Here is a 19,954-nt window from a genome sequence, read left to right on the forward strand (position 1 = left end):
GCAAATGGCAGGCAGAAAAGAAAACCTTAAGGCACTTTTTACAAATACTCGCTCGCGGGTCATTATTGTTTTCACAACGATACTGCTGGGTATTGCCGTAGTGATTGGTGTTATCAAGTTCATGGGTGCGGGTTCCGGTGGTCCGGGAGCTTCTGCAGATGTTCCAGGAACACCGGCCATACAATCCATACCCGGGGCTTTAAATCCTACCGCCCAATATGCAAAGCTGCAGGAATCTCAGAATGTCACTCAGGCCCAGAATGCTTTAAAGACTGGTGGAAGTGCTATTCCAACCTTAATACGCTCACAGCAAATTGGCAGTGGTGTAGGGGGAGTGGGTCTGGCTGGTAATGGGCAAGGCGGCGTTGGATTTTCAACTCTGGCGATGGAAGATGAGGCCGGAGCCCAGCGCGACTTATGGCTTGATGAGCTAAAAAAAGGAAACTGTAATAAGTCCGTAGTACAGAAAGTTGTCAGTGAAGGGGCCAATATCTCTGTTCTCAAGCAGGCATGCTCCTGTATTCAGTTAAAGGCGGATGGGTACCAGTTAGCTGATTTACAACAATCTTGCTCCTGTAAGGAATTGAAAGCGGCAGGCTTTAATGCCCGCCAGTTAAAAGATAACGGCTATACTGCAGGCCAACTGCGCATTTGTGGCTTTGATGCCTGCGAATTGCGCAATGCAGGTTTTACTGCCCAGCAAATGAAAGATGGCGGATTTACAGATGGCGAGCTAAAAGGCGCTGGTTTTTCTGATGCCGACATTAATAAAGCCAGCGGTTTGCCAGACGGTGTGACGGAGTCGGATATACGCAAAGCGGGTTGTGATGTGAATGCTCTGGAGCGTCTGAGGGCAGCAGGAGTCTCGGCATCGGCTATTCGTCGAACTAATGGTTGTAGTGCCTCACAATTAAAGGCGGCTGGATTCACCGCCCAGGATTTGAGAAATGCAGGTTTTTCGGCCGCTGATTTGAAAAATGCCGGCTTTACTCCCCAGCAGTTAAGACAGGCAGGCTACAGCGCCCGCGATCTCTTAAATGCAGGATATACTCCTGATCAATTGCTTAAAGCAGGATATACCCCGGCTGAAATCGTAGCGGCTGAATCAGAACTTCCTCCAGGAATTACTCCAGAAGATATCAAGACTGCAGGCTGTAATAGTTCTGCCTTGACTAAAGAGCGTTTGGCTGGTGTGAGTGCCAAATTAATCAGGCAATATGCCAACTGCAGTGCGCAGGCTCTGAAAGCTGCAGGCTTTACCAATGATGATTTGGCGAATGCAGGATTTACACCGGATCAGATTCGGGCAGCTGGTGCTTTATCAGATGATGCAATCAAAGCGGCAGGATGTGATCCTGATAAGTTAAAGTCTCTCTATGCTGCGGGAGTTTCAGCTCGTAAAATAAAAGAACTCAACGGCTGTTCGGCCTCCGCTCTGAAAGCGGCTGGTTATGGCGCACAGGCCTTATTGGACGCAGGCTATACTCCACAAGAGCTCACTGCCGCCGGATTTTCACCCGATGAAATCCGGGCTGCACAACAAGCATCTGATGCAGCAATTAAAGCTGCAGGATGTGATCCTGAAAAATTGAAAGCACTTTATGCAGCAGGCGTTTCAGCCAAACGTATTCATGACTTGAATGGATGCTCTGCGGCAGCGCTCAAAGCGGCAGGTTATGATGCCAAATCACTTCTCGAAGCAGGATTCACTCCACAGGACTTGCTCGCCGCTGGATTCACTCCGGAAGAAATAAGGCAGGCCCAATTAGCAACTGATGCTGCAATCAGAGCGGCAGGCTGTGACATTAATAAGTTGAGTGAGCTTCGCCAGGCAGGTGTTACAGCGAAACGTATTCACGATCTGAATGGCTGTAGTGCGGCGGTTTTAAAAGATGCAGGATTTGATGCCCGATCACTTTTAGATGCTGGATTTACACCTCAGGATTTGAAAAATGCCGGATTCACAGCAAAACAACTACTGGATGCAGGTCTGACACCACAGCAGTTATTACAAGCAGGCTTTACACCGGATCAATTGAGACAAGCGGGCGTGAGTGCAGCCGATATTATTGCTGCAGGACGAGTGGCCGATTGCAGCCTTGCATCCCTCCAGGCAGCCCATGCCTCAGGTGTTTCGGCGACTGTAATTAAACAGACGCTTGGATGCAGTGCATCCGCTTTAAAGGCTGCCGGCTACAGCGCGGCTGACCTTCGAGCAGCAGGTTTTACTGCTGCTGAGCTCAAAAATGCAGGGTTTAGTGCTGCAGAGTTGAAAGCCGCCGGTTTTACCGCAAAAGAACTTCGAGATGCAGGTTTCTCAGCTGAGGAATTAAAGGCTGCCGGATTTACTGCGGGTCAACTGAAAGAGGCTGGCTACTCAGCTGCCGAGCTAAAGGCCGCTGGCTTTACAGCGAAACAATTGAAAGACGCTGGATATAGTGCCAAACAATTGAAAGATGCTGGTTTCAGCGCTTCCGAATTGAAGGCCGCTGGATTTAGTGCCAAAGAGTTAAAAGATGCAGGGTTTAGTGCCAGTGCATTACGAGCAGCAGGCTTCTCTGCCAAAGATCTGAAAGACGCTGGTTTCACTGCCGAAGAACTTAGAAATGCTGGTTATTCCGCTGCTGCACTTAAAGATGCCGGTTTCTCGGCGGATGATTTAAGAAAAGCAGGATTTAGCGACGCAGAACTTCAGGCAGCAGGAATACAACCTGGGTCAGCGGTTGCAGGTCTTGGCGATAATCAAATTCCTGGGGCTACTTCGGGCGTGCCTGGAGTGCCTGGATTGACCGGTAGTACCAATGCTGCCACAGCAGAAGCAGCAAACTCCAAACAGTTACAGGAAATATTGAATCGACAAAATCAGCAAATGGCAGATCAACGTTATCAGCAACGCATACAGCAAAGAACGTCTGATATGATGAGTGCGGCAACAACCTCAATTCAGAGCTGGTCCAGAGTGTCGGTACAGGCTTATACAGCCAGCAGCATTCCTGAAGATGAGCCTAAACCAGGTACGGCACTTATCCCTGGCACTCAGACAATTGCCGTAAGCAGTTCCGAGACAACAACTACAGTAGTCCAGACAGCACAAAGACCTGTAATCAAAACAGGAGATATTATATTTGCTGTATTGGATACTGCGGTTAACAGTGATGAGCCCGGACCTATTCTGGCGACTGTGGTGTCTGGAAAATTAAAAGGATCCAAGCTGATTGGAAGTTTTACCCTGCCCAGCAATTCCGATAAAATGGTAATTAGCTTCAATACCTTATCAATGCCAGGGGTGTCACATACTATTTCAATCAATGCCTTTGCGATTGATCCGAATACTGCACGTACGGCTCTTTCAAGCAGAACTAACCATCATTATCTGCAACGATATGGTTCTCTGTTTGCTTCATCTTTCCTTGAAGGTTTTGGTAATGCGTTTCAGTCAGCAAATACAACTGTAACAGTGGGCGGTACCGGTGGCGGCGATAATATTACTGTACAGAATGGTATTGGACGATCAGCACTGGAGAATGCGGTGATTGGTCTGGCAACAGTAGGAAAATCCTGGGGGCAGGTTGCCCAGCAGCAGTTTAATCGTCCGACAACCGTTGAGGTATGTTCAGGCACTGCAGTGGGTATACTCTTTACTCAAGATGTCACTTTAACAAGCTAAGCAGGGTAGGAAATGGCCGATAATTATCAAGGTAATGATGAGTATGAATTCACTGATCTGGATGCTCTGGAGCCAGAGACTATTGACAGTGATGAATCACAGCAATCGTCAACTGCAACGAAGAAGAAACCTTCTGATATCGGGCAGGCCAATGTGAAGCGAAATGCGCTGATTGCTATTGCCGTGATTGTCGTTGCTATGCTGGGCTATAAATTTTTGGGTTCTTTTTTTACCAGTAAGCCCAAAGCTGTAGACAGTGGCGAACCTCAGGTAAGCACGGCACCAGCCGTAAATACGAATACTACGCCCGTGCAACAGCAGCCAGTGGTGGTTGATCAGGAGCCATCAATTCCAACAACTACGACGACAACACCGGATACGACGACAACCACTACGACCAGCACGACAGAGGTGACCCCCGCCTCCAGTGACAGCTCTTCTGCGACTGATCCGCAGGTCAATCAGAAGCTTTCTGCTCTTGAATTAAGCCAGCAGAATCTTCGAAGCGAAGTGAATTCTTTAAGTGAGCAGTTAGGTGGTGTTAATACCAGTATTACTGAATTAACGAATAAAATTAACTCCTTAAATCAGATGATCACCTCAATGGCTCAGAAAGTCGAAGATCAATCGAATCAAATTACAGTATTAACCGTGCGTACTCAGCCAAAGAAGGTTGTTAAGCAGGTTGTAAGGCAAGCCGTTCCAAGAAATATTTATTATATACAGGCTGTAATTCCTGGACGAGCTTGGTTAATTGGTACAAATGGGTCTACACTTACCGTTAGAGAAGGGACAAATATCGCAGGATATGGGGTTGTCAGGTTAATCGACCCGCATCAGGGACGCATCGTTACAAGTTCAGGTCAGGTTATAAGGTTTAGTCCCCAAGACAGTTGAGGCAGATATGGGTGATGATGGCAGTGGTGGTTTAGTCTCTTGGATAACAAGTAACGCAAGTATTTTAAATAATCTCGCAGCAAATCTGCTCCCGGTTGAGCGGTTGGTGACTGGGGCGGCCTATCTTATAGGCATCGCCTTTGCGTTTAAAGCAATTTACAGTTTAAAGGTTTATGGCGAAGCAAGAACGATGATGTCTAGCAATACGAGTATCAAGGAACCAGCTGTTTATATAATGGTTGCTGCCATTTTGATCTATTTTCCAACTGGTTTGGACATAATGCTCAATACGACATTTGGTTCTTCCAATATTTTGCAATATGCCCCTATGGATAGTCAGAACCAGGCGTTGGATTCATTATTTGGTACAGGTAGTGCCGTAGGACAATCACTTTCCCTGCTGATTCAGGTGATTGGGGTTATTGCATTTGTCAGAGGCTGGGTGTTGATTGCCCGATCCGCCTCGCAGGGGCAACCTCCAGGAGGAACGGGAAAGGGATTAATGCATGTTTTTGGTGGAATCTTAGCCATGAACATTGTAGCAACGCTGGAAATGATTAATAATACATTATATGGTACGAGTTAAACTTAATTGAAATTAAAGGAGAATCACTGTGAAAACGCTGGCTGAAAAAAATACTCTAAATAAGCGGCTATTCGTTTGGTTTGCTTGTTTAGGGTTAATGGTTATGGCGGGGGAAGCCTTTGCATCATCCTCTCTTACTTTAGGGGGAATGGCTTCAAGTATCACAGGCTCCTTTGCCAGCCTGACACGTTTAATAACTGCAGGATCGTATCTTGCGGGTTTGGGATTTTCTATTGGCGCTATCATGAAGTTCAAGCAGCACAAAGATAATCCAACCCAAATCCCTATTGGTACACCGATTGCGCTAGTTCTGATTGCGGCAGCTCTGCTATTCCTCCCAACAATATTGGGAATTGCCGGAGCTACCATGTTTGGCGGCAGCGGTGGACAGACTGCAGGCCCAGGTGGATCTGTGTTCACCAGTGGTTCAGGCTCATAAGAAGACGAAGGGTATTATTTTCAGCGGTTAATCACTGAAAGTAATACCCGCTGTTCATAGAAATTGAAGGTAATAAAAACTTTATGGCTGCCAATCAGGAACGCAATAAATTAAGGCTTGTAGCGAGCCCTGGTGCATGGCGTTTATATTCTGCCAGAAAGGCGGATGAACGCTTTAAAGCGTATGAACAAAAAGTGCTTCTACGCGATCGCTATACCTGCCAGTTCTGCGGATTTCAGGCCAAACTTTTTCAAGAAGTCATCAATATTGATGGCAATTATACGAACAACAAAATTTCCAACATGGTCACTGCCTGCTGTTTTTGTGCTCAGTGCTTTTTCATTGAGTCAGTGGGTGTCGGCGGCTATGGTGGTGGTACGCTTATTTATCTTCCAGAACTTCAGCAATCCGAGTTAAATAGTTTGTGTCATGTCCTTTTTTGCGCGATTACCAACGATACTGGCTATAAAGGCAGCGCACAGAACATATATAGAAGTTTCAAATTCAGATCCCAGGCCGTTGAGGAAAAATTTGGCGAGGGAACCAGTGACCCCTCCATTTTGGGGCAACTAATTATTGATTCTGGTGCCACCTCTCCAGAAATCTCAGACAAGTTATTTAATAACATACGATTACTTCCATCAAGGGCTAAATTTAGAAGGCAAATAGAACAATGGGCAGCCAGCGCCTTGGAGGAAATGGCTGAAAATACTTAGCCAGTCTTGATTTATCACATCAGCATAAGCATTATTTAACAGGCAGGTTACTAGGAAAAGCTATGGCGAATTGGGCAGATTCATTTTTTGAAGGGGTTGATACTTTTTTTGCTTGGCTAAGCACTTCCCTGAAACAGACTACCGAATCGTATCTGGAATTAGAAACCGCAGATAGTCCTACGGTTTTGGTTAATCATGACGGTACACTGTTATCGATTTTAAAGATCGAGGGCGTTACCGCTCTGGCTGGCGCAGAAGAGTTTGAGCACTTGGTAGAAGGTTTGAGTAATGCGTTTCAGGGTGCTATGGGACGCCCAGGACATGCCCTTCAGGTTTTGTTTAGCCATGATAAGCAAAATATTCGTAAGGTTATCAAAGATATTTATGGTCCTGCAGAGGGAACAGCACAACGCTTAAAATTAAACCTTGATGACTTATTTAAAGAAAGAATTGACTACCTGTCGCTTTATTGCGCAGAGGAACGCGTCTATTTCGTGTTGCTCACCCGGCCATTCAATCTGCCTTCAGATCAGTTGAAAACAGCAAATAAAACCAAACTGAAAATGCTTCGGGATTCCAAAGCGCCGCCTTTTAAGAATTCTCAAACAGTTTATGCCGCTATTCCGGAGTTACGTGATACACATGACGCTTACGTGCGTTCGGTCATGAATGATCTGGACAGCTTACACGTTTTTGCCACATTGCTTAAAGCGCATGATGCGGTGCATGCTATCCGCATGACAGGTGATCCTGATTTTACCAGCGATGACTGGCGTGCAACCCTGCCAGGCGATAAGATTTTTCCTAAGGAAATCAATGACTTCGAGGGCGACGCTTCGGATTTGCTATGGCCGCCATTGTCTAAGCAGGTTCTACCCCGAGATGCGGAAATTCTGGATTTACGTACTGTACAAGTTGGCGATAAGATTTATTCTTCCGTGTTCATTGATTTGTTCCCCAAGGAAATTCGGCCATTTATTACTTTATTTGCCCGCATATTACCTGCTCATATTCCCTGGCGAATCTCTTTTCTGATCGAAAGTGAGGGCCTGGATACTATAAAATTAAAGGGTTTGCTGGCATCGATCCTAAGCTTTTCATCTGCACAGAACCGATTGATCAGTGACTCGGTAAACCTGTTGAAATATTTGCAGTTGAACACCGATGATGCCATCGTCAGATTAAGGGTAGTTGCAACGACCTGGGCAAAAGAAAACGAGATGGCTCTTCTTAGACGCCGAAGTTCTGAATTGGTCAAAGCGATTCAGGGTTGGGGTTCTACAGAGGTTTCTGAGGTATGCGGTGATGCCTTTGCTGGTTTTGTTTCCAGTATGCTGGCAGCGACCACGCGAAGCACTGCCGTTCCTTCAGTTGCGCCATTGACTGATGTCATTAGTATGCTGCCGATAACCCGGCCTGCATCACCCTGGAGCACCGGGGCATTATTGTTTCGTTCACCTGATGGCAAGCCCTGGCCATTTCAACCGGGTTCAACCCAGCAAACGACCTGGATTGACCTTGTCTATGCACGTCCTGGTTCAGGTAAGTCAGTTTTATCGAATGCGCTAAACCTTGCCCTTTGTCTTTCAGGTGGATTAACCCGTCTGCCACGAATTGCGATTATTGATATTGGGCCATCCAGCAGCGGTCTGATTTCTCTTTTGAGAGAGGCATTACCTGCCTCGCAGAGACATTTGGTAGCTTATCATCGCCTTCGTATGACTCCTGAGTATTCGATTAATCCCTTTGATACTCAATTAGGCTGTCGTTATCCCACAGCTCTGGAGCGCTCGTTCCTGGTTAACTTTTTAACCTTATTGACTACTCCTTTGGGAGCAACCAAACCTTATGATGCCATGCCAGATTTGGCGGGTATGGTTGTTGATGAGCTTTATAAAAGCTTTGCAGATGAGTTTAATCCAACTCCTTATGCGCCTGGAGTTGAAGAATTTATTGACTCCATTTTAGAGGAAATCGGCTTTGTCCGGGATTCCAAATCAACCTGGTGGGAGGTCACGGATGCCCTGTATTCGGCAGGCTTCGTACATGAAGCGATGCTGGCGCAGCGGTACGCGATGCCTCTCCTTGCTGATGCAGCTTCAATTTGTCGAACTCCGTCTATTGAAGATTTGTATGAGCGGGTTGTCGCACCTACCGGGGAATCATTAATTAGTGCATTTTCCCGTATGATCTCGGCCGCTGTACGTGAATATTCTATTCTGTCGCGAGTTACCAGTTTCGATATCGGTGATGCCCGCGTGGTTTCCCTCGACCTCGATGAAGTGGCGAAAAGCGGGGGAGATGCTGCCGATCGACAAACATCGGTTATGTATATGCTCGCTCGTTATGTGTTGGCCCGGCACTATTATCTGACAGAAGAAAGCATGGGAACAGTGCCTGATCAATACAAGGAATATCATAAAGAGCGTGTATTGGAAATTCGCGAAGATCCCAAGCGAATTGTCTATGACGAGTTCCATCGTACCGCGAAATCTTCTGCCGTGCGTGATCAGGTGATTGTCGATATGCGGGAAGGAAGAAAGTGGAAGGTTCAGATTTCATTACTTTCTCAATCCGTTGATGACTTTGACCCAGTGATGATTGATTTCGCTACTGCAATTTATATTATGGATGCAGGACCTTCGCAAGCTGTTGAAAAAACCAGCCAGATTTTCGGTTTAACTAATACGGCCAAAATTGCCTTGCGTACCCGAGTTCATGGACCCAGACAGGGTGGAGCTACTTTTCTGGTGCAATATGCGACTAAAACCGGGGTTAACGTTCAATTGTTAACACTGACTCTTGGTCCGATAGAGCTTTGGGCATTTAGTACTACTGCCGAAGATGCGGCAGTCCGTAATCAATTGTATCGCCATATAGGCCCTTCGGAGGCCAGGCGTTTTCTTGCTGCCTTGTTCCCCAATGGTTCGGTTGCAAAAGAAGTAGAAAATCGCCTGATCATGATGAAATCTGAGGTAGGTCTCATTGAGGAAGATGCGAAAGAGAGTGTCATTGAGCAGTTGGTTAATGATTTGCTGAATGCCTATGCTAAAGATCCGAATATGAAGAGCCTTCCAGGGAAAGTCGCATAAATCAGCTCAGTAAGTTATGAGAATTACTGTAGGTTGGGCCCTTGGCCATAGCCGTCAGGCTAAGAATATTTGATCCCCTCTCCACCGCGCAGCGGGGGAGAGCAACTGTGTTAAATGTCAATGTTTTTTGCTGACGCGCTCATTGCATGAGCTTGTCCAATCTTAAGTTGATGGAATTAGAATTCCCTCAATTTAAGATTTTTTGGTTAACAAAAAGCATCCCATTTGGATTTATCTCTCATCATGGCATTCATGATAACCAGCAGTTTGCGCATGCATGCGGTAAGAGCGACTTTTTTAAGTTTTCCTTTAGCGAGAAGCCGCTCATAGAATTGTTTGATTTTGGGATTATGTCTTTTTGCGGAAAGGACTGCCATATAAAGTGCTGCTCGTACTTGTGCTCTTCCTCCCTTAATCTTACGTTGACCTTGAGTTTTGCCACTATCCTGGTTAAATGGAGCAAGGCCTGCGAGCGCGGTAATTTCTTTATTAGATAAGCGGCCTAGTTCTGGTAAGTGAATTAATACATTAATTGCAGTGATAAACCCAACACCTTTAATGTCATTGAGTTGTTCTACATGCTGCTTTAATACCTTATCTTCATCAATGAGCTCTTCTAAATGAGCCTCTAATTCTTTTAATGTTTGATTGAGTGCATTGATATGCTCATGAATCATATTTCGCATCTCACTCGAAGCATGTTCCAGATGTTGTTTTTCCAAAGTAAGTATACGGATTATTTGGGCTCTTCGGTTGAGATAGGCCTCTCGCTTTAGCGTCGCATTTGATTCTAATGGCTGTGCTATTGGATTAAATGTTTTTGCAAATAGCCAAATGACGCGAGCATCAATCGTATCTGTTTTGGCAAGCGTTCCTTGTGCCTTAGCAAAGTCTCTTACCCGTTTTGCATTCACTACGGCGACATCATATCCTAGCTTTTTAAATACTCGCGCTGCAACACGTTCATAACCACCACTGGCTTCTAATACAATTAAACTATCTGATGCAGGGGGCAAGTGACTAAGCGCTTCTATCGCTAACTCATTATTTGAACAGCGAATTACCTTTCCTTTGGCATCTAAAGCAATGTCCAAGTGGGCTTTCGATACGTCAATACCTATATAGAATTTATAGTCTCTTTGCGGCATAATTATCATTCCTCATGTCTCTGCCTTGTAGATTCGGAGTCTAGGCTCCAGGCAACTGTTCGAGATAATGGGAATACGTACAGTGAGCCATGCTCTCCCACGATTTTTTAATCTAAGGGTTTTCGGTCTACTGTACGCTTGTCTACTTATTGCCATAAGCAGACAACTTCCCCCTTGCTAAAACTACCGATTAGGTAGTTTTTTGCAAGAGGCTTAACATACAAGGGTTAGGGAGAGGGGGCTGTAAACAAGGTCGCGTAGCGATTCAATCATATTTCTGTGGTTATGGTTTATTGTCCACAACAAAATGGAATCACTAAGGTGATAAATTTTTTAACCCCCTCACCCTACCCTCTCCCCCACGCTGCGCGCGGTGGAGAGGGGATAACATTACTTCTTAGCCTGACGGCTATGGGCCCTTGGCCGACATTGAGTCTGAGGTGGCTCGTAGTGCTTGTTGGGCCAAGGGCCCAACCTACAATATGCGACAATGCTGCGCCTTAAAGGCGCTCCTCGCAGTATTTGGAATCATCCCTTTGCAATATCCTTTTTCAGACTGAATCCAGTTAAAATGCCTGGACTGAAGGGGTTAATCTGATTTTGAGTTTTTAACAGGTAACGTCCTGAATTGCCATTGACTTCAAAAAGAATCTGCAGGCTGCTGCTGTCATTGCTGTCAACGAGAACATTCACTTTCTGCAACATTTTAAAAAAGGCCCAGGTGCCAGATTCTTCCAATTCGTAATGATTCCCTTCAATAGAGTTCAAGCTAAGCTTGGCGCCGCGTTGAGGCCAGGTAAACTCGGTATCTGATTCACTGTTCTGATTGTCAGATAAGGAGGTTTCACCAATGGTTAGCTGGAAATTGGATACTACAGGATCAAGATTTATTTTTTGCAGGGAAAAATCAATTCGACTGGTTTCTGAATCGTCCGGAAAGAACATGTTGCTAATAACGTTTGCCCTGATTAATTCATTAATCAGATCCGTTGAAACAGGCATCATATAACCATTTAATTCCTTGGGTTGCCATTGGGCATGGCTGGTATCAAGAAATGGCTTCAAATAATGGGTGACGAAACTATTTAAAGTGCCATGCGGTGAGAAGAAGTGGTCAAAATCTTCCAGTCCAATTTCTTCCTTCTCAGCTGGATCCAGTGGATAGCGTTTGGCAATAGAGTTTTTATAGACGTTATAAACTCGCTTGTTCCATTGTTTATTCAGGAAGTCTCGACTTTCGTTAATAAAAATGAACCAGGTATCGTCTGCAATTTGTTTAGCCCAGCTGGCAATCGGTTCTGGCAGCTGACGCGAACGGTTATACAGCGAACTGAGCGGATCAGTCAGTGTATCTCCGCGAAAACGAGCCTGGGTGAGATCGAAAACGGTTTGTCCCTGATCATTGACTAATGACAGCGTGGTCAGAAATTTTTCCAGTTCGCTGACATTCACGGTTAATTCTTGCGCTGCAGAGCTGGTCATCAGGTTTAAGCCAGTAAACTGGCTCGCAATCTTCTGATTGAAGAGACTGGAATTTTCCGCAGCTTCCGGACTGGTTTGTTGCTGAATTAATTGAACCAAACGTCGAATGGAATCAGACTGTTGCAATGTCTGCGTCAATTGTCTGGCTTGCTGATAACCTTGATAGTGCTGTGGACGTGTACGCCTTGTAAAGTTTAGCCACCAATTGCTGTAGTCAAAGCAATAAGCCTGTTCAAGCTGAGCTTGCAGGTTATCCAGATCCTGACGTGCAAGTACCCAGTTTTCTTTTTGCAGGGTCGCAGTAATCTGCGGCAGCAAATTGCTTACTTCGCCAAACCCGGTTTTGGTGAAGTAATCGGGTACTTCTTTGGCCGCCAAATCAAAGCCTTCCACGTTAATTGATGTTTTTCCTTGTGGAAACTGGGCTTTGGCTAATGAGTAATAAAGATAGGCTGCGGGCAGGGCGTTGAGATAATTGCGCGCATCGCTGACAATCTGCTGATTGATTGCAAGAGCCTGTCTGGGCTGTTTTAAAGCATTATGCAGCAAGAGAAGCTGCTTATCATTATAAAAAGCGGCATTGGTAGCTTTCCAATAATTACTAAACCAGTCTGTTACTTCGGCTTCGGAGAAATGCTCCGGCTCACCCAGCATTAAATAAATTTTCAAGGCCTGATAGCGAGCCAGTTGCGTTTGAGATGGATTGGATATCACATCTTCCAGAGCGGCTAGCACATCGGGTAAAAAGTTGTTATGCAGCTTGTTGAGTGTACTGCTATGCAATTGAACTTTAAGCTGCTCGAGAACAGGGTGAGAAACAAAGCTTGAAGGAATCAGGTTCAGCTTGGTTTCCGCTTGCGATAAATGATATAAGGCTGTAGCAAGATCTTTATTTTGACTGCTTAGTGTTTCATAGGCCAGAAGCTCTTTACTGGCATCATCAAGCAGCTGGGATGTCTGGCTATATTGATACCATAGACCTGTCAGGAATACGGTGACTAGCGCAGTGGTCCCAAGGGCTGCAATTTTATGACTTCTGGTTAAGCTTGGGTTCAGCTTTTTCGTTTGATCCTGGAATGCCCTGATTGGACCTTCAATAAAGTAAGCTCGATAATTGGTAGATTGCGGATATTTATCAGGAATGGTCAGGGCATATTCATGCTGAATTCGCTGGTTTAAGCGATCGACAGACAGGCCTCCTTGTTCAGCACTGGTAAAATAAACGGCCTGGACTCGAAATTCTTTTGCTATCAATTGCTGAATTAAGGTTTGCACTGGAATACGCAAACTGGCTAACTGCAAGGGAAATTCGCGGATTAAAGTTCGTTTGACACTTGAGCGGGCAGGATGCAGTTTGTTAATGGTTTCCTGACTTAAAACCTCAATCATGCGATCGAACTGAAGACGGTATTGTTCAATAAGCTTTTTCGACTGCATGCTGTGATCGAGAGAAAAGCCTAAGGGTTTATTTAAATCCTGAACGTGTTCTGATTGGAAGAACTCACAAAAACCGGCTAGTGTATCTAATTTGGTAAAAATAACAGCCAGTTCAGTCTGATAGCCTAATGCTTTGCTAAAGCGTTCAAGAAGATGGGCATGCGATTTACATTGATTGGCAATTTGAACCGGTTCAGCCATCAGCAGATCACGACTATCTACACACAATAGAATGCCGCTGATACGGAGGCCGCGATGGCAGCGGTTGAGTTGTTTTAAGTTGTGGTGAAGAAGATTGTCGGTCTCATGAAGCCAGGTTTCACCCAATTCTAAAATAATGCCGTTATTATTGTAGAAAAAATTGGCACCGTTTAACTCATCCACTGGGTGATGATTTAGTTGAGCCTGCTTGAGCAGGGTGGTTTTACCCTGATGGCTTTTTCCAATAACCAGTAAAAAGGATAAAGGAGTGGATTGAGGTTTTAAGAGGTTAATAATTTTTTTAAGTGCGTCACATAACGCTTGCAAAGATCTGTCCATTAGTTTTCCAGTTTCGCTGTAGCGGTATGACCAAATTGAACCAATCTGGCTTTATTTTCGACTAGCAGATAACTGAGTCCATAACCAGCTACTAAAATACATAAGGAGATAATGGCAACGACTATAAATGGTTTATTATTATTTACGCTGCGTTCCGGCTTTTTATGTTCTTTAAACAAACGGTAAGGCTTATTGACCCGGTATTGTTTAATGAGTTGGAATAATTCCTCAATCAGATTATCCAGGACTTGCCGGCCATCGGTACGGCAGTGTTGTTTTCCTTCAAATCCGGTTATCAGACAGTAATAGGCCAGTTCAATCAGATCGAGGTATTGATTGGGCCTTTCCTTAATATGACTAACAATGTCGAAAAAGCGCTCCTCTGGCCCAATTCCGTTATGAGACAGCGGGGTGAACGCCTGAAATTCAGCAGGAACTCCATATAATCTGAGATAACTTTTTCCCAGGATTTCATCGATGGTTGCACAAAGTAAATAATGAGCAATGGCATTTAATTCATCAGAGTAGGCTTTCCCATGCAGACGGCTATCAAAAGCAAGCAGTTCATGCTCAACATTTTCACGAAGATCAGCAATAGGAGGAAGTGATGGGCTTATACATAATCGCTCTAATAAAGACAATACTGGTCCTGCTGCAGCCACTAAAGGGTTAGTAGTGAAGGGGGCAATAAATAATTTGGAGCGATAATAGCCATGAGCAGGTAAAGGTTTGCCCATCATCGATAAATTGCTGACAAGTGAGGCCGAAATTGACTCAGCTGTCATATTCTGACTCCAACTTACTTCTCAAGTTAATGAGGATAAAATTAATCAAGCAGCGTGATACACCTGAGCTATCTGCTTAATACAGAAAGTGTATCGATAATACGTGATCTCGGGTACCTTGTCGATAATACATAAAAGATTAATTTTCTTCGGTAAACAGATGATGAAAATATCTGTCAATCCAGTCTTCACCGAGAAATTCAATAGCATCTTCAAGAAAATCAGCCAGCTCGTCTGCTGTAAGCTGATGCGCTTCATGAGGAGTCTCCATGTCATGATGAAAATATTCCCCCCAATAGCGTTCACAAAATTCGCAATAATCTCGCGTATTCAGGATGAAAAAATGCCAGAGATCGTCCAATTGCAACAATGGGCCAAAAAGATAAGTCGCTTTATCCAGGCTTTTGCGATACTGGGTAAGCCACATCCAGCCGAGTAAATCCTTCCATAATTGCTGACATTGCTGAAATGATAAGCTGGGATTGTTTGAAGCATAATGCCTGAGAATGCGCTCATTGTAAGCGCCAAGCACTATGCGTAACGGTAAAAGGGAACTCATCGAAAACGACAGCAGCTTTTTCGCCAATCCTTATTGTTAGTGATTGCGGTGACAATCCGGCAGATTTTTTCTTGTTTTGTCATCATTTATCTCCTATCTCTTAATGAGGTGGCTTTAAGATAAAACTCGTCTTAGGTAATTTGAACATCAAATTAGCCATAAATCAACCAGTCTTATCGATTGATTTTATCTATCGAAGCGATAAAAACGTTTTATTTTACTAATCGATTGAACTCAACTACATTTAGGATAGACAACAGAAGGAGAGAAAAATGATTACTGTAGGCAACCGATTTCCCCCATTCCAGTTAAAAGCGACTGTCAGCAATGAAATTAAAGAGGCGTTTACCACCATTAATAATGAAAGTTTTGGCGGTAAATGGCTGGTAGTTTTCTTTTGGCCTAAAGATTTTACCTTTGTATGCCCCACGGAAATTTCTGCATTTGGAAAACTGCAAGCTGAATTTGCAGATCGCGATGCGCAAGTTCTGGGTGTAAGTATTGACAGTGAATTTGTTCATCTGGCCTGGAGAAAACAGCACCCGGATTTACATGACCTGCCTTTTCCAATGCTTGCAGATATCAAGCGCGAATTAAGCGGCAGCCTCGGCATACTTGACGAGCAGGAAGGTGTTGCGCAGCGAGCTACTTTCATTGTAGATCCGCAGGGGATAACCCGCTTTGTAATGGTTACTGATTTAAATGTTGGACGTAATCCTCAGGAAGTACTACGTGTTCTTGATGCTTTGCAGACAGATGAACTTTGTCCTTGTAACTGGAAGAAAGGCGAAGAAACTATCCATATTCAGGAGTGATATCATGCTGACAGCTATAACTGAACGTTTACCGGAAGTTGCAAAAGATGTCAGACTCAATTTGGGTAAAGTATTGGATTTGGATCAAACCGATGGCTTAACCGCGCCGCAGGTGGCTGGTTGTGCATTGGCTGTTGCCTATCATTTAGGCGATCAGTTACTGATTGAAGAGTTTGAAACATTAAACAATGATCCCGCATTGGTCAATGCAGCAAAGCTCGCTGCCAGCCTGATGGCGATAAGTAATATTTATTATCGTTTTACTCATTTAAGCGAACAGCCAGAGTTAACTCAGATTCCTGCCGGTTTGCGGATGCAGGGGATGGCCAATCCTGGAGTGGACAAGCTAAGTTTTGAAATGATGTGTCTTGCCGTTTCAATATTAAATGGCTGTGGTGCTTGCATGAGTGCGCATAGCCGTCAGTTAGTACAGCACGGAGTGCCGGCAACGGCTCTGGCAAGAATAGGGCGCATTGCCGCAGTCACTCATGCTGCTCATGTAAGTCTTAGACTATAGTTGTCAGCGGCTATTTAATAACGCCGCATCCCAGGCGTGAGCCGCCTCCACCCAGAGGCGGATTATCGCTGTAGTTATCACTGCCGGCATGAATCATCAAAGCGAGATTTTTAAGATCGCTGGTTTTTAAACGGGGGGCTAATAAAGGCGTATTTGCCTTTCCATCGTCCATTACAAACAGGACTGGCAAATCACCTAAATGGCCATTGGCATAAGGCCCTTTATGCTGATTGGTCTTCTGCGGATCAAAATGACCGCCTGCTGCCATGCCCGCCTCACTGCAGTCAGCGTTTTGATGCAAATGAAAACCGTGTGCTCCAGCGGGAAGATTGTTTAACTGGGGAATAATTAATAAACCATATTCAGTATCTTTAAAGCTAACCTGACCTAATGGTTTATTTTGATCCGTGGTATACACGGTGGTAGTAATTTCCTGAGCCCACAGAGCCGGGTTTATAAAAAAGCAGAGAGAGAGGGAAGCTAATGCTTTCTTCATTCATGTTCTCCAGTGCAGTAATCAATCTAGTTATTGTTTAACCAGTTCAACTGTAAATAATGGTGTATCTACGACCATATAGCAATTGTTATACTCATCACATTTCAAATGGACCGTTTTATCTTCCTGATTTTTAAAATGAAATTCGTTTGCAGCACAAATGAAGGAAAACGACTGGACGGTGATGTTGTTTCCATCATTACTGAAATAAAGCGTTGCGGTATAATCATCCTTGCTTGTTTGTTGAAAGGTGACCAGATCAAAATGCTCGCAGCCATTGAAGGGATCACAGCTGCTGTGATCTTTGATATGTGTTGCTGCATGCCATTTGCCAGGTAATTTATTGCAATAATCATAGGGAGCCTGACTCGCCTGACCGGCGAAGCTTGTGAAGGCAAGTAGTGAAAAGGTTGCTAGAAGTGTCTTCATATATCTCCTTATACATGGAAAAATCCGGTTAGCGGCCGATTCTAAACTAATGAAGAAAAAATAGCGAGGCGGGGATCCATCTCTGAGCTAGCTACAATGCTGACTGAGGAATGGATTCCCGCCTTTCGCGGGAATGACATAACTCCTTAACTTAATGGCAGTGCGGCATTGCATTACTCCCCTGGAACATTATTAAGTTATGGGGTTGTGCAAATGTATATACTATGTATAATTATATTATGAATATACATATCAGGAGTTACAATGCCTACGGTCACGTTAACCAAATGGGGAAACTCTATTGGAATCCGTATTCCCTCCGCTATCATTAAAGAAGCTCATTTACATCTAGGGGAGGAGTTGGAAATCAGAGCTGATGAAAAGGGAGTGCTTACATTAATTCCAATCAAAAACCAGCAAGAAGGGTGGTTAGAGCAATTCAATGCTGCGGTTGATGATAGTAGCGAGGATACGGCTCATTTAAATCCAGGCAATGAGTTTGATATGGAAGAATGGACATGGTGAAAATAAAAAGGTTTGATGTTTTTTTAGTAAATCTTGATCCTACAATGGGTTCTGAAATAAAAAAAACACGGCCAGCGGTAATTATATCACCAGACTCAATGAATTTGAGTAAGTTAAAAACAGTTATCATTGCTCCGATGACAACCACTATCAAAGACAATTTCCCAACTAGAATATTGACAGAATTTAAAGATAAAAAAGGACAGATTGCTCTTGATCAGCTAAGGGCAATTGATCGTACTCGTATTGTGAAAAAATTAGGTGTTATTGAGGTGGAAGCTCAAAACAAGGTATTAGATCTGTTATCGATAATATTCCAAAAATAGGTAACTCCCCAGACTGTGGATAAATTTGATTTTAATTCAATCAAATCATCTCAACATCATCCTGGACGGAGTGAAGGATCTCCTGAGCCTGGCTCAGCTCTAAGCAGTTGGAGATCCTTCGCTACGCTCAGGATGACATTCCTGGGGAGTTACAAAAATAGTTTTCATTGGAAAGATCATAAGCCAATTTTCACTTGTCTGATAAATACTTTAATCAGTGTCGTATACTTATATAAAACACTAATAATGGATTGTGTAATTGACCCAGCCACCACTTCGCACATTACTGGCGCGTCAGGGAATTTATGATAAAACCAGTTCCGTTTTTGCCTATGAACTGCTATATCGTAATAGTGAGATACAGAATCAGACGTTTGCATTGAGTGCCGTCCCGGGTGAATTGGCGACTTATTCCGTTTTATTGGATTTATTTACCAATCTTAATGTGGAGGCCATTGTCGGCAGTAGACGGGCATTTATTAACTTTACTCATTTACATCTTGTTCAACAAATTCCTGCTCTGCTCCCTAAAAATAAAATAGTGATAGAAGTGCTTGAAACAGTAGCTATTAATCAGGAGTTAATATTAAGTTTAATCAGCTTAAAAAAGCAGGGATATCAAATTGCTCTGGATGATTTTATCTTCAGGGAGGAGCTTATTCCCCTGATTCAAATCGCTGACATTATTAAAATTGACGTTCTTAATCTAAATCGCGAGCAAATAGTTGCCCAGCTTTCCTGTCTTCATTCATTTAATGGCCAATTACTTGCTGAGAAAATTGAAACAAAGAATCAATTTGATATTTGCCTTAGTCTCGGGTTTGAGCTTTTCCAAGGTTTTTTTCTCGATAAACCTCAATCCCTAAAAGGGCAGGCGATCAGCGAAAATAAAATGCAGATTCTGCGATTATTAGCTGAAATAAATGATGAGGATGTAGCAGTTGAAAGGGTTGAAGAAATTATTCTGCAAATTCCAAAATTAAGTTATCGGATTCTTCGTTTAGCGAACTCTGCGTCAATTTATAGCAGCCGGAAAATCGAGTCGCTAATGGATGCTATCACTAAACTGGGTTTAAAACAGATTAGTCACTGGCTTAGTTTGTTATTACTGGCAAGTCATGACGAATGGCGACAGATTTATTGGAAAGAACTTTAATTCGCGCCAAAATGTGTGAATTATTATCGCGGGCAATGAATTATCAAAATCCCCATCAAGCCTATACAGTGGGACTGCTCTCAACCCTGGATGGAATATTAAATGAACCGATGACTTCGCTTCTTGAAAAAATGGGGCTAAGTGAATCCCTAAATGAAGCGTTGTTAAATTATGAAGGAACATTGGGTAAAATTCTTAAATTTACAATCGATTATGAGCAAGCCAATTTTAAGGAACTGGAAAGCATCCCTGTCGCGAATGACGTCCTTATCAAGTCCTATCTGGATGGGATAGAGTATGCGAATTATATAATGTCCATAATTTATCATCCTGAACGATAGC

Annotated in this window: 18 protein-coding genes; 12 read left to right on the forward strand and 6 right to left on the reverse strand. The window is 43.9% G+C overall.

All coding sequences use genetic code 11. The features are described 5' to 3' along the window. Window positions 1-4: 4 nt before the first annotated feature. The 6 genes from dotG to LXA66_RS05420 all read left to right on the forward strand — a co-directional run bounded on the left by dotG (window position 5) and on the right by LXA66_RS05420 (window position 9,397). Window positions 5-3,667, forward strand: coding sequence for a type IVB secretion system protein DotG/IcmE (gene dotG / locus LXA66_RS05395; protein ID WP_233012327.1), 3,663 nt, complete (start codon window positions 5-7; stop codon window positions 3,665-3,667). A 12-nt stretch (window positions 3,668-3,679) separates the two neighbouring features. Then, window positions 3,680-4,564 carry a type IVB secretion system protein IcmG/DotF gene (icmG, locus tag LXA66_RS05400; RefSeq protein ID WP_233012328.1) on the forward strand — a complete coding sequence of 295 codons (885 nt, stop codon included), beginning with the start codon at window positions 3,680-3,682 and terminating at the stop codon, window positions 4,562-4,564. A 7-nt stretch (window positions 4,565-4,571) separates the two neighbouring features. Further along, complete coding sequence (locus LXA66_RS05405; RefSeq protein WP_058508966.1) at window positions 4,572-5,150, forward strand: hypothetical protein; 579 nt, start codon at window positions 4,572-4,574, stop codon at window positions 5,148-5,150. 97 nt (window positions 5,151-5,247) lie between these two features. Further along, entirely contained in the window at window positions 5,248-5,589 is a 342-nt protein-coding gene (locus LXA66_RS05410) for a type IV secretion protein IcmD (protein ID WP_233013017.1), read from the forward strand. An 83-nt stretch (window positions 5,590-5,672) separates the two neighbouring features. Then, window positions 5,673-6,305 (forward strand): type IVB secretion system protein IcmJDotN, encoded by a 633-nt coding sequence (gene icmJ / locus LXA66_RS05415; protein WP_233012329.1) that lies wholly within the window; start codon window positions 5,673-5,675, stop codon window positions 6,303-6,305. Window positions 6,306-6,367: 62 nt separating this feature from the next. Beyond that, the gene (locus LXA66_RS05420; protein ID WP_233012330.1) at window positions 6,368-9,397 is read left to right on the forward strand and encodes a type IV secretion protein IcmB; all 3,030 of its coding nucleotides are present in this window, start codon (window positions 6,368-6,370) and stop codon (window positions 9,395-9,397) included. Between the two features lie 206 nt (window positions 9,398-9,603). On the opposite strand, the gene LXA66_RS05425 is transcribed toward LXA66_RS05420, so the two are convergent. From LXA66_RS05425 to LXA66_RS05440, 4 genes are all read right to left on the reverse strand, one after another. After that, window positions 9,604-10,545 carry an IS110 family transposase gene (locus LXA66_RS05425; RefSeq protein ID WP_233012331.1) on the reverse strand — a complete coding sequence of 314 codons (942 nt, stop codon included), beginning with the start codon at window positions 10,543-10,545 and terminating at the stop codon, window positions 9,604-9,606. A 528-nt stretch (window positions 10,546-11,073) separates the two neighbouring features. After that, window positions 11,074-14,004 carry a type IVB secretion system protein IcmF gene (icmF, locus tag LXA66_RS05430; protein WP_112219880.1) on the reverse strand — a complete coding sequence of 977 codons (2,931 nt, stop codon included), beginning with the start codon at window positions 14,002-14,004 and terminating at the stop codon, window positions 11,074-11,076. After that, window positions 14,004-14,789 (reverse strand): type IVB secretion system protein IcmH/DotU, encoded by a 786-nt coding sequence (icmH, locus tag LXA66_RS05435; protein ID WP_233012332.1) that lies wholly within the window; start codon window positions 14,787-14,789, stop codon window positions 14,004-14,006. Before icmH ends, icmF begins: the two co-directional genes overlap by 1 nt. Before the next feature lie 139 nt (window positions 14,790-14,928). After that, window positions 14,929-15,348, reverse strand: a complete 420-nt coding sequence (locus LXA66_RS05440) for a hypothetical protein (protein ID WP_233012333.1) — start codon at window positions 15,346-15,348, stop codon at window positions 14,929-14,931. Window positions 15,349-15,620: 272 nt separating this feature from the next. Here LXA66_RS05440 and LXA66_RS05445 point away from each other — a divergent pair, with 272 nt between their 5' ends. Then, entirely contained in the window at window positions 15,621-16,163 is a 543-nt protein-coding gene (locus LXA66_RS05445; protein ID WP_233012334.1) for a peroxiredoxin, read from the forward strand. 4 nt (window positions 16,164-16,167) lie between these two features. Continuing rightward, on the forward strand, window positions 16,168-16,680 hold the full coding sequence (locus LXA66_RS05450) for a carboxymuconolactone decarboxylase family protein (protein ID WP_233012335.1): 513 nt from the start codon (window positions 16,168-16,170) through the stop codon (window positions 16,678-16,680). Between the two features lie 10 nt (window positions 16,681-16,690). On the opposite strand, the gene LXA66_RS05455 is transcribed toward LXA66_RS05450, so the two are convergent. Next, complete coding sequence (locus LXA66_RS05455; RefSeq protein WP_233012336.1) at window positions 16,691-17,176, reverse strand: superoxide dismutase family protein; 486 nt, start codon at window positions 17,174-17,176, stop codon at window positions 16,691-16,693. A gap of 30 nt (window positions 17,177-17,206) precedes the next feature. Further along, window positions 17,207-17,605 carry a hypothetical protein gene (locus LXA66_RS05460; protein ID WP_133138519.1) on the reverse strand — a complete coding sequence of 133 codons (399 nt, stop codon included), beginning with the start codon at window positions 17,603-17,605 and terminating at the stop codon, window positions 17,207-17,209. Window positions 17,606-17,869: 264 nt separating this feature from the next. Here LXA66_RS05460 and LXA66_RS05465 point away from each other — a divergent pair, with 264 nt between their 5' ends. From LXA66_RS05465 to LXA66_RS05480, 4 genes are all read left to right on the forward strand, one after another. Beyond that, window positions 17,870-18,130: an AbrB/MazE/SpoVT family DNA-binding domain-containing protein gene (locus LXA66_RS05465; RefSeq protein ID WP_233012337.1), complete on the forward strand. Its 261-nt coding sequence runs from the start codon at window positions 17,870-17,872 to the stop codon at window positions 18,128-18,130. Next, window positions 18,124-18,456, forward strand: coding sequence for a type II toxin-antitoxin system PemK/MazF family toxin (locus LXA66_RS05470; RefSeq protein ID WP_233012338.1), 333 nt, complete (start codon window positions 18,124-18,126; stop codon window positions 18,454-18,456). Before LXA66_RS05465 ends, LXA66_RS05470 begins: the two co-directional genes overlap by 7 nt. A 259-nt stretch (window positions 18,457-18,715) precedes the next feature. Continuing rightward, entirely contained in the window at window positions 18,716-19,612 is an 897-nt protein-coding gene (locus tag LXA66_RS05475) for an EAL and HDOD domain-containing protein (protein WP_233012339.1), read from the forward strand. Continuing rightward, window positions 19,582-19,953, forward strand: coding sequence for a hypothetical protein (locus tag LXA66_RS05480; RefSeq protein WP_233012340.1), 372 nt, complete (start codon window positions 19,582-19,584; stop codon window positions 19,951-19,953). The genes LXA66_RS05475 and LXA66_RS05480 overlap by 31 nt, the downstream gene beginning before the upstream one ends. The last annotated feature ends 1 nt before the right edge of the window (window position 19,954 follow it).

This window comes from Legionella sp. 16cNR16C (assembly GCF_021297775.1).
GTDB lineage: Bacteria > Pseudomonadota > Gammaproteobacteria > Legionellales > Legionellaceae > Legionella_C > Legionella_C quinlivanii_A.

What these genes read in the sequence shown, in the direction of transcription:
- dotG (WP_233012327.1), top strand. Translation starts at nt 5, where the DNA reads ATGGCAGGCAGAAAAGAAAACCTTAAGGCACTTTTTACAAATACTCGC.
- icmG (WP_233012328.1), top strand. Translation starts at nt 3,680, where the DNA reads ATGGCCGATAATTATCAAGGTAATGATGAGTATGAATTCACTGATCTG.
- LXA66_RS05405 (WP_058508966.1), top strand. Translation starts at nt 4,572, where the DNA reads ATGGGTGATGATGGCAGTGGTGGTTTAGTCTCTTGGATAACAAGTAAC.
- LXA66_RS05410 (WP_233013017.1), top strand. Translation starts at nt 5,248, where the DNA reads ATGGTTATGGCGGGGGAAGCCTTTGCATCATCCTCTCTTACTTTAGGG.
- icmJ (WP_233012329.1), top strand. Translation starts at nt 5,673, where the DNA reads ATGGCTGCCAATCAGGAACGCAATAAATTAAGGCTTGTAGCGAGCCCT.
- LXA66_RS05420 (WP_233012330.1), top strand. Translation starts at nt 6,368, where the DNA reads ATGGCGAATTGGGCAGATTCATTTTTTGAAGGGGTTGATACTTTTTTT.
- LXA66_RS05425 (WP_233012331.1), bottom strand. Translation starts at nt 10,545, where the DNA reads ATGCCGCAAAGAGACTATAAATTCTATATAGGTATTGACGTATCGAAA.
- icmF (WP_112219880.1), bottom strand. Translation starts at nt 14,004, where the DNA reads ATGGACAGATCTTTGCAAGCGTTATGTGACGCACTTAAAAAAATTATT.
- icmH (WP_233012332.1), bottom strand. Translation starts at nt 14,789, where the DNA reads ATGACAGCTGAGTCAATTTCGGCCTCACTTGTCAGCAATTTATCGATG.
- LXA66_RS05440 (WP_233012333.1), bottom strand. Translation starts at nt 15,348, where the DNA reads ATGAGTTCCCTTTTACCGTTACGCATAGTGCTTGGCGCTTACAATGAG.
- LXA66_RS05445 (WP_233012334.1), top strand. Translation starts at nt 15,621, where the DNA reads ATGATTACTGTAGGCAACCGATTTCCCCCATTCCAGTTAAAAGCGACT.
- LXA66_RS05450 (WP_233012335.1), top strand. Translation starts at nt 16,168, where the DNA reads ATGCTGACAGCTATAACTGAACGTTTACCGGAAGTTGCAAAAGATGTC.
- LXA66_RS05455 (WP_233012336.1), bottom strand. Translation starts at nt 17,176, where the DNA reads ATGAAGAAAGCATTAGCTTCCCTCTCTCTCTGCTTTTTTATAAACCCG.
- LXA66_RS05460 (WP_133138519.1), bottom strand. Translation starts at nt 17,605, where the DNA reads ATGAAGACACTTCTAGCAACCTTTTCACTACTTGCCTTCACAAGCTTC.
- LXA66_RS05465 (WP_233012337.1), top strand. Translation starts at nt 17,870, where the DNA reads ATGCCTACGGTCACGTTAACCAAATGGGGAAACTCTATTGGAATCCGT.
- LXA66_RS05470 (WP_233012338.1), top strand. Translation starts at nt 18,124, where the DNA reads ATGGTGAAAATAAAAAGGTTTGATGTTTTTTTAGTAAATCTTGATCCT.
- LXA66_RS05480 (WP_233012340.1), top strand. Translation starts at nt 19,582, where the DNA reads ATGGCGACAGATTTATTGGAAAGAACTTTAATTCGCGCCAAAATGTGT.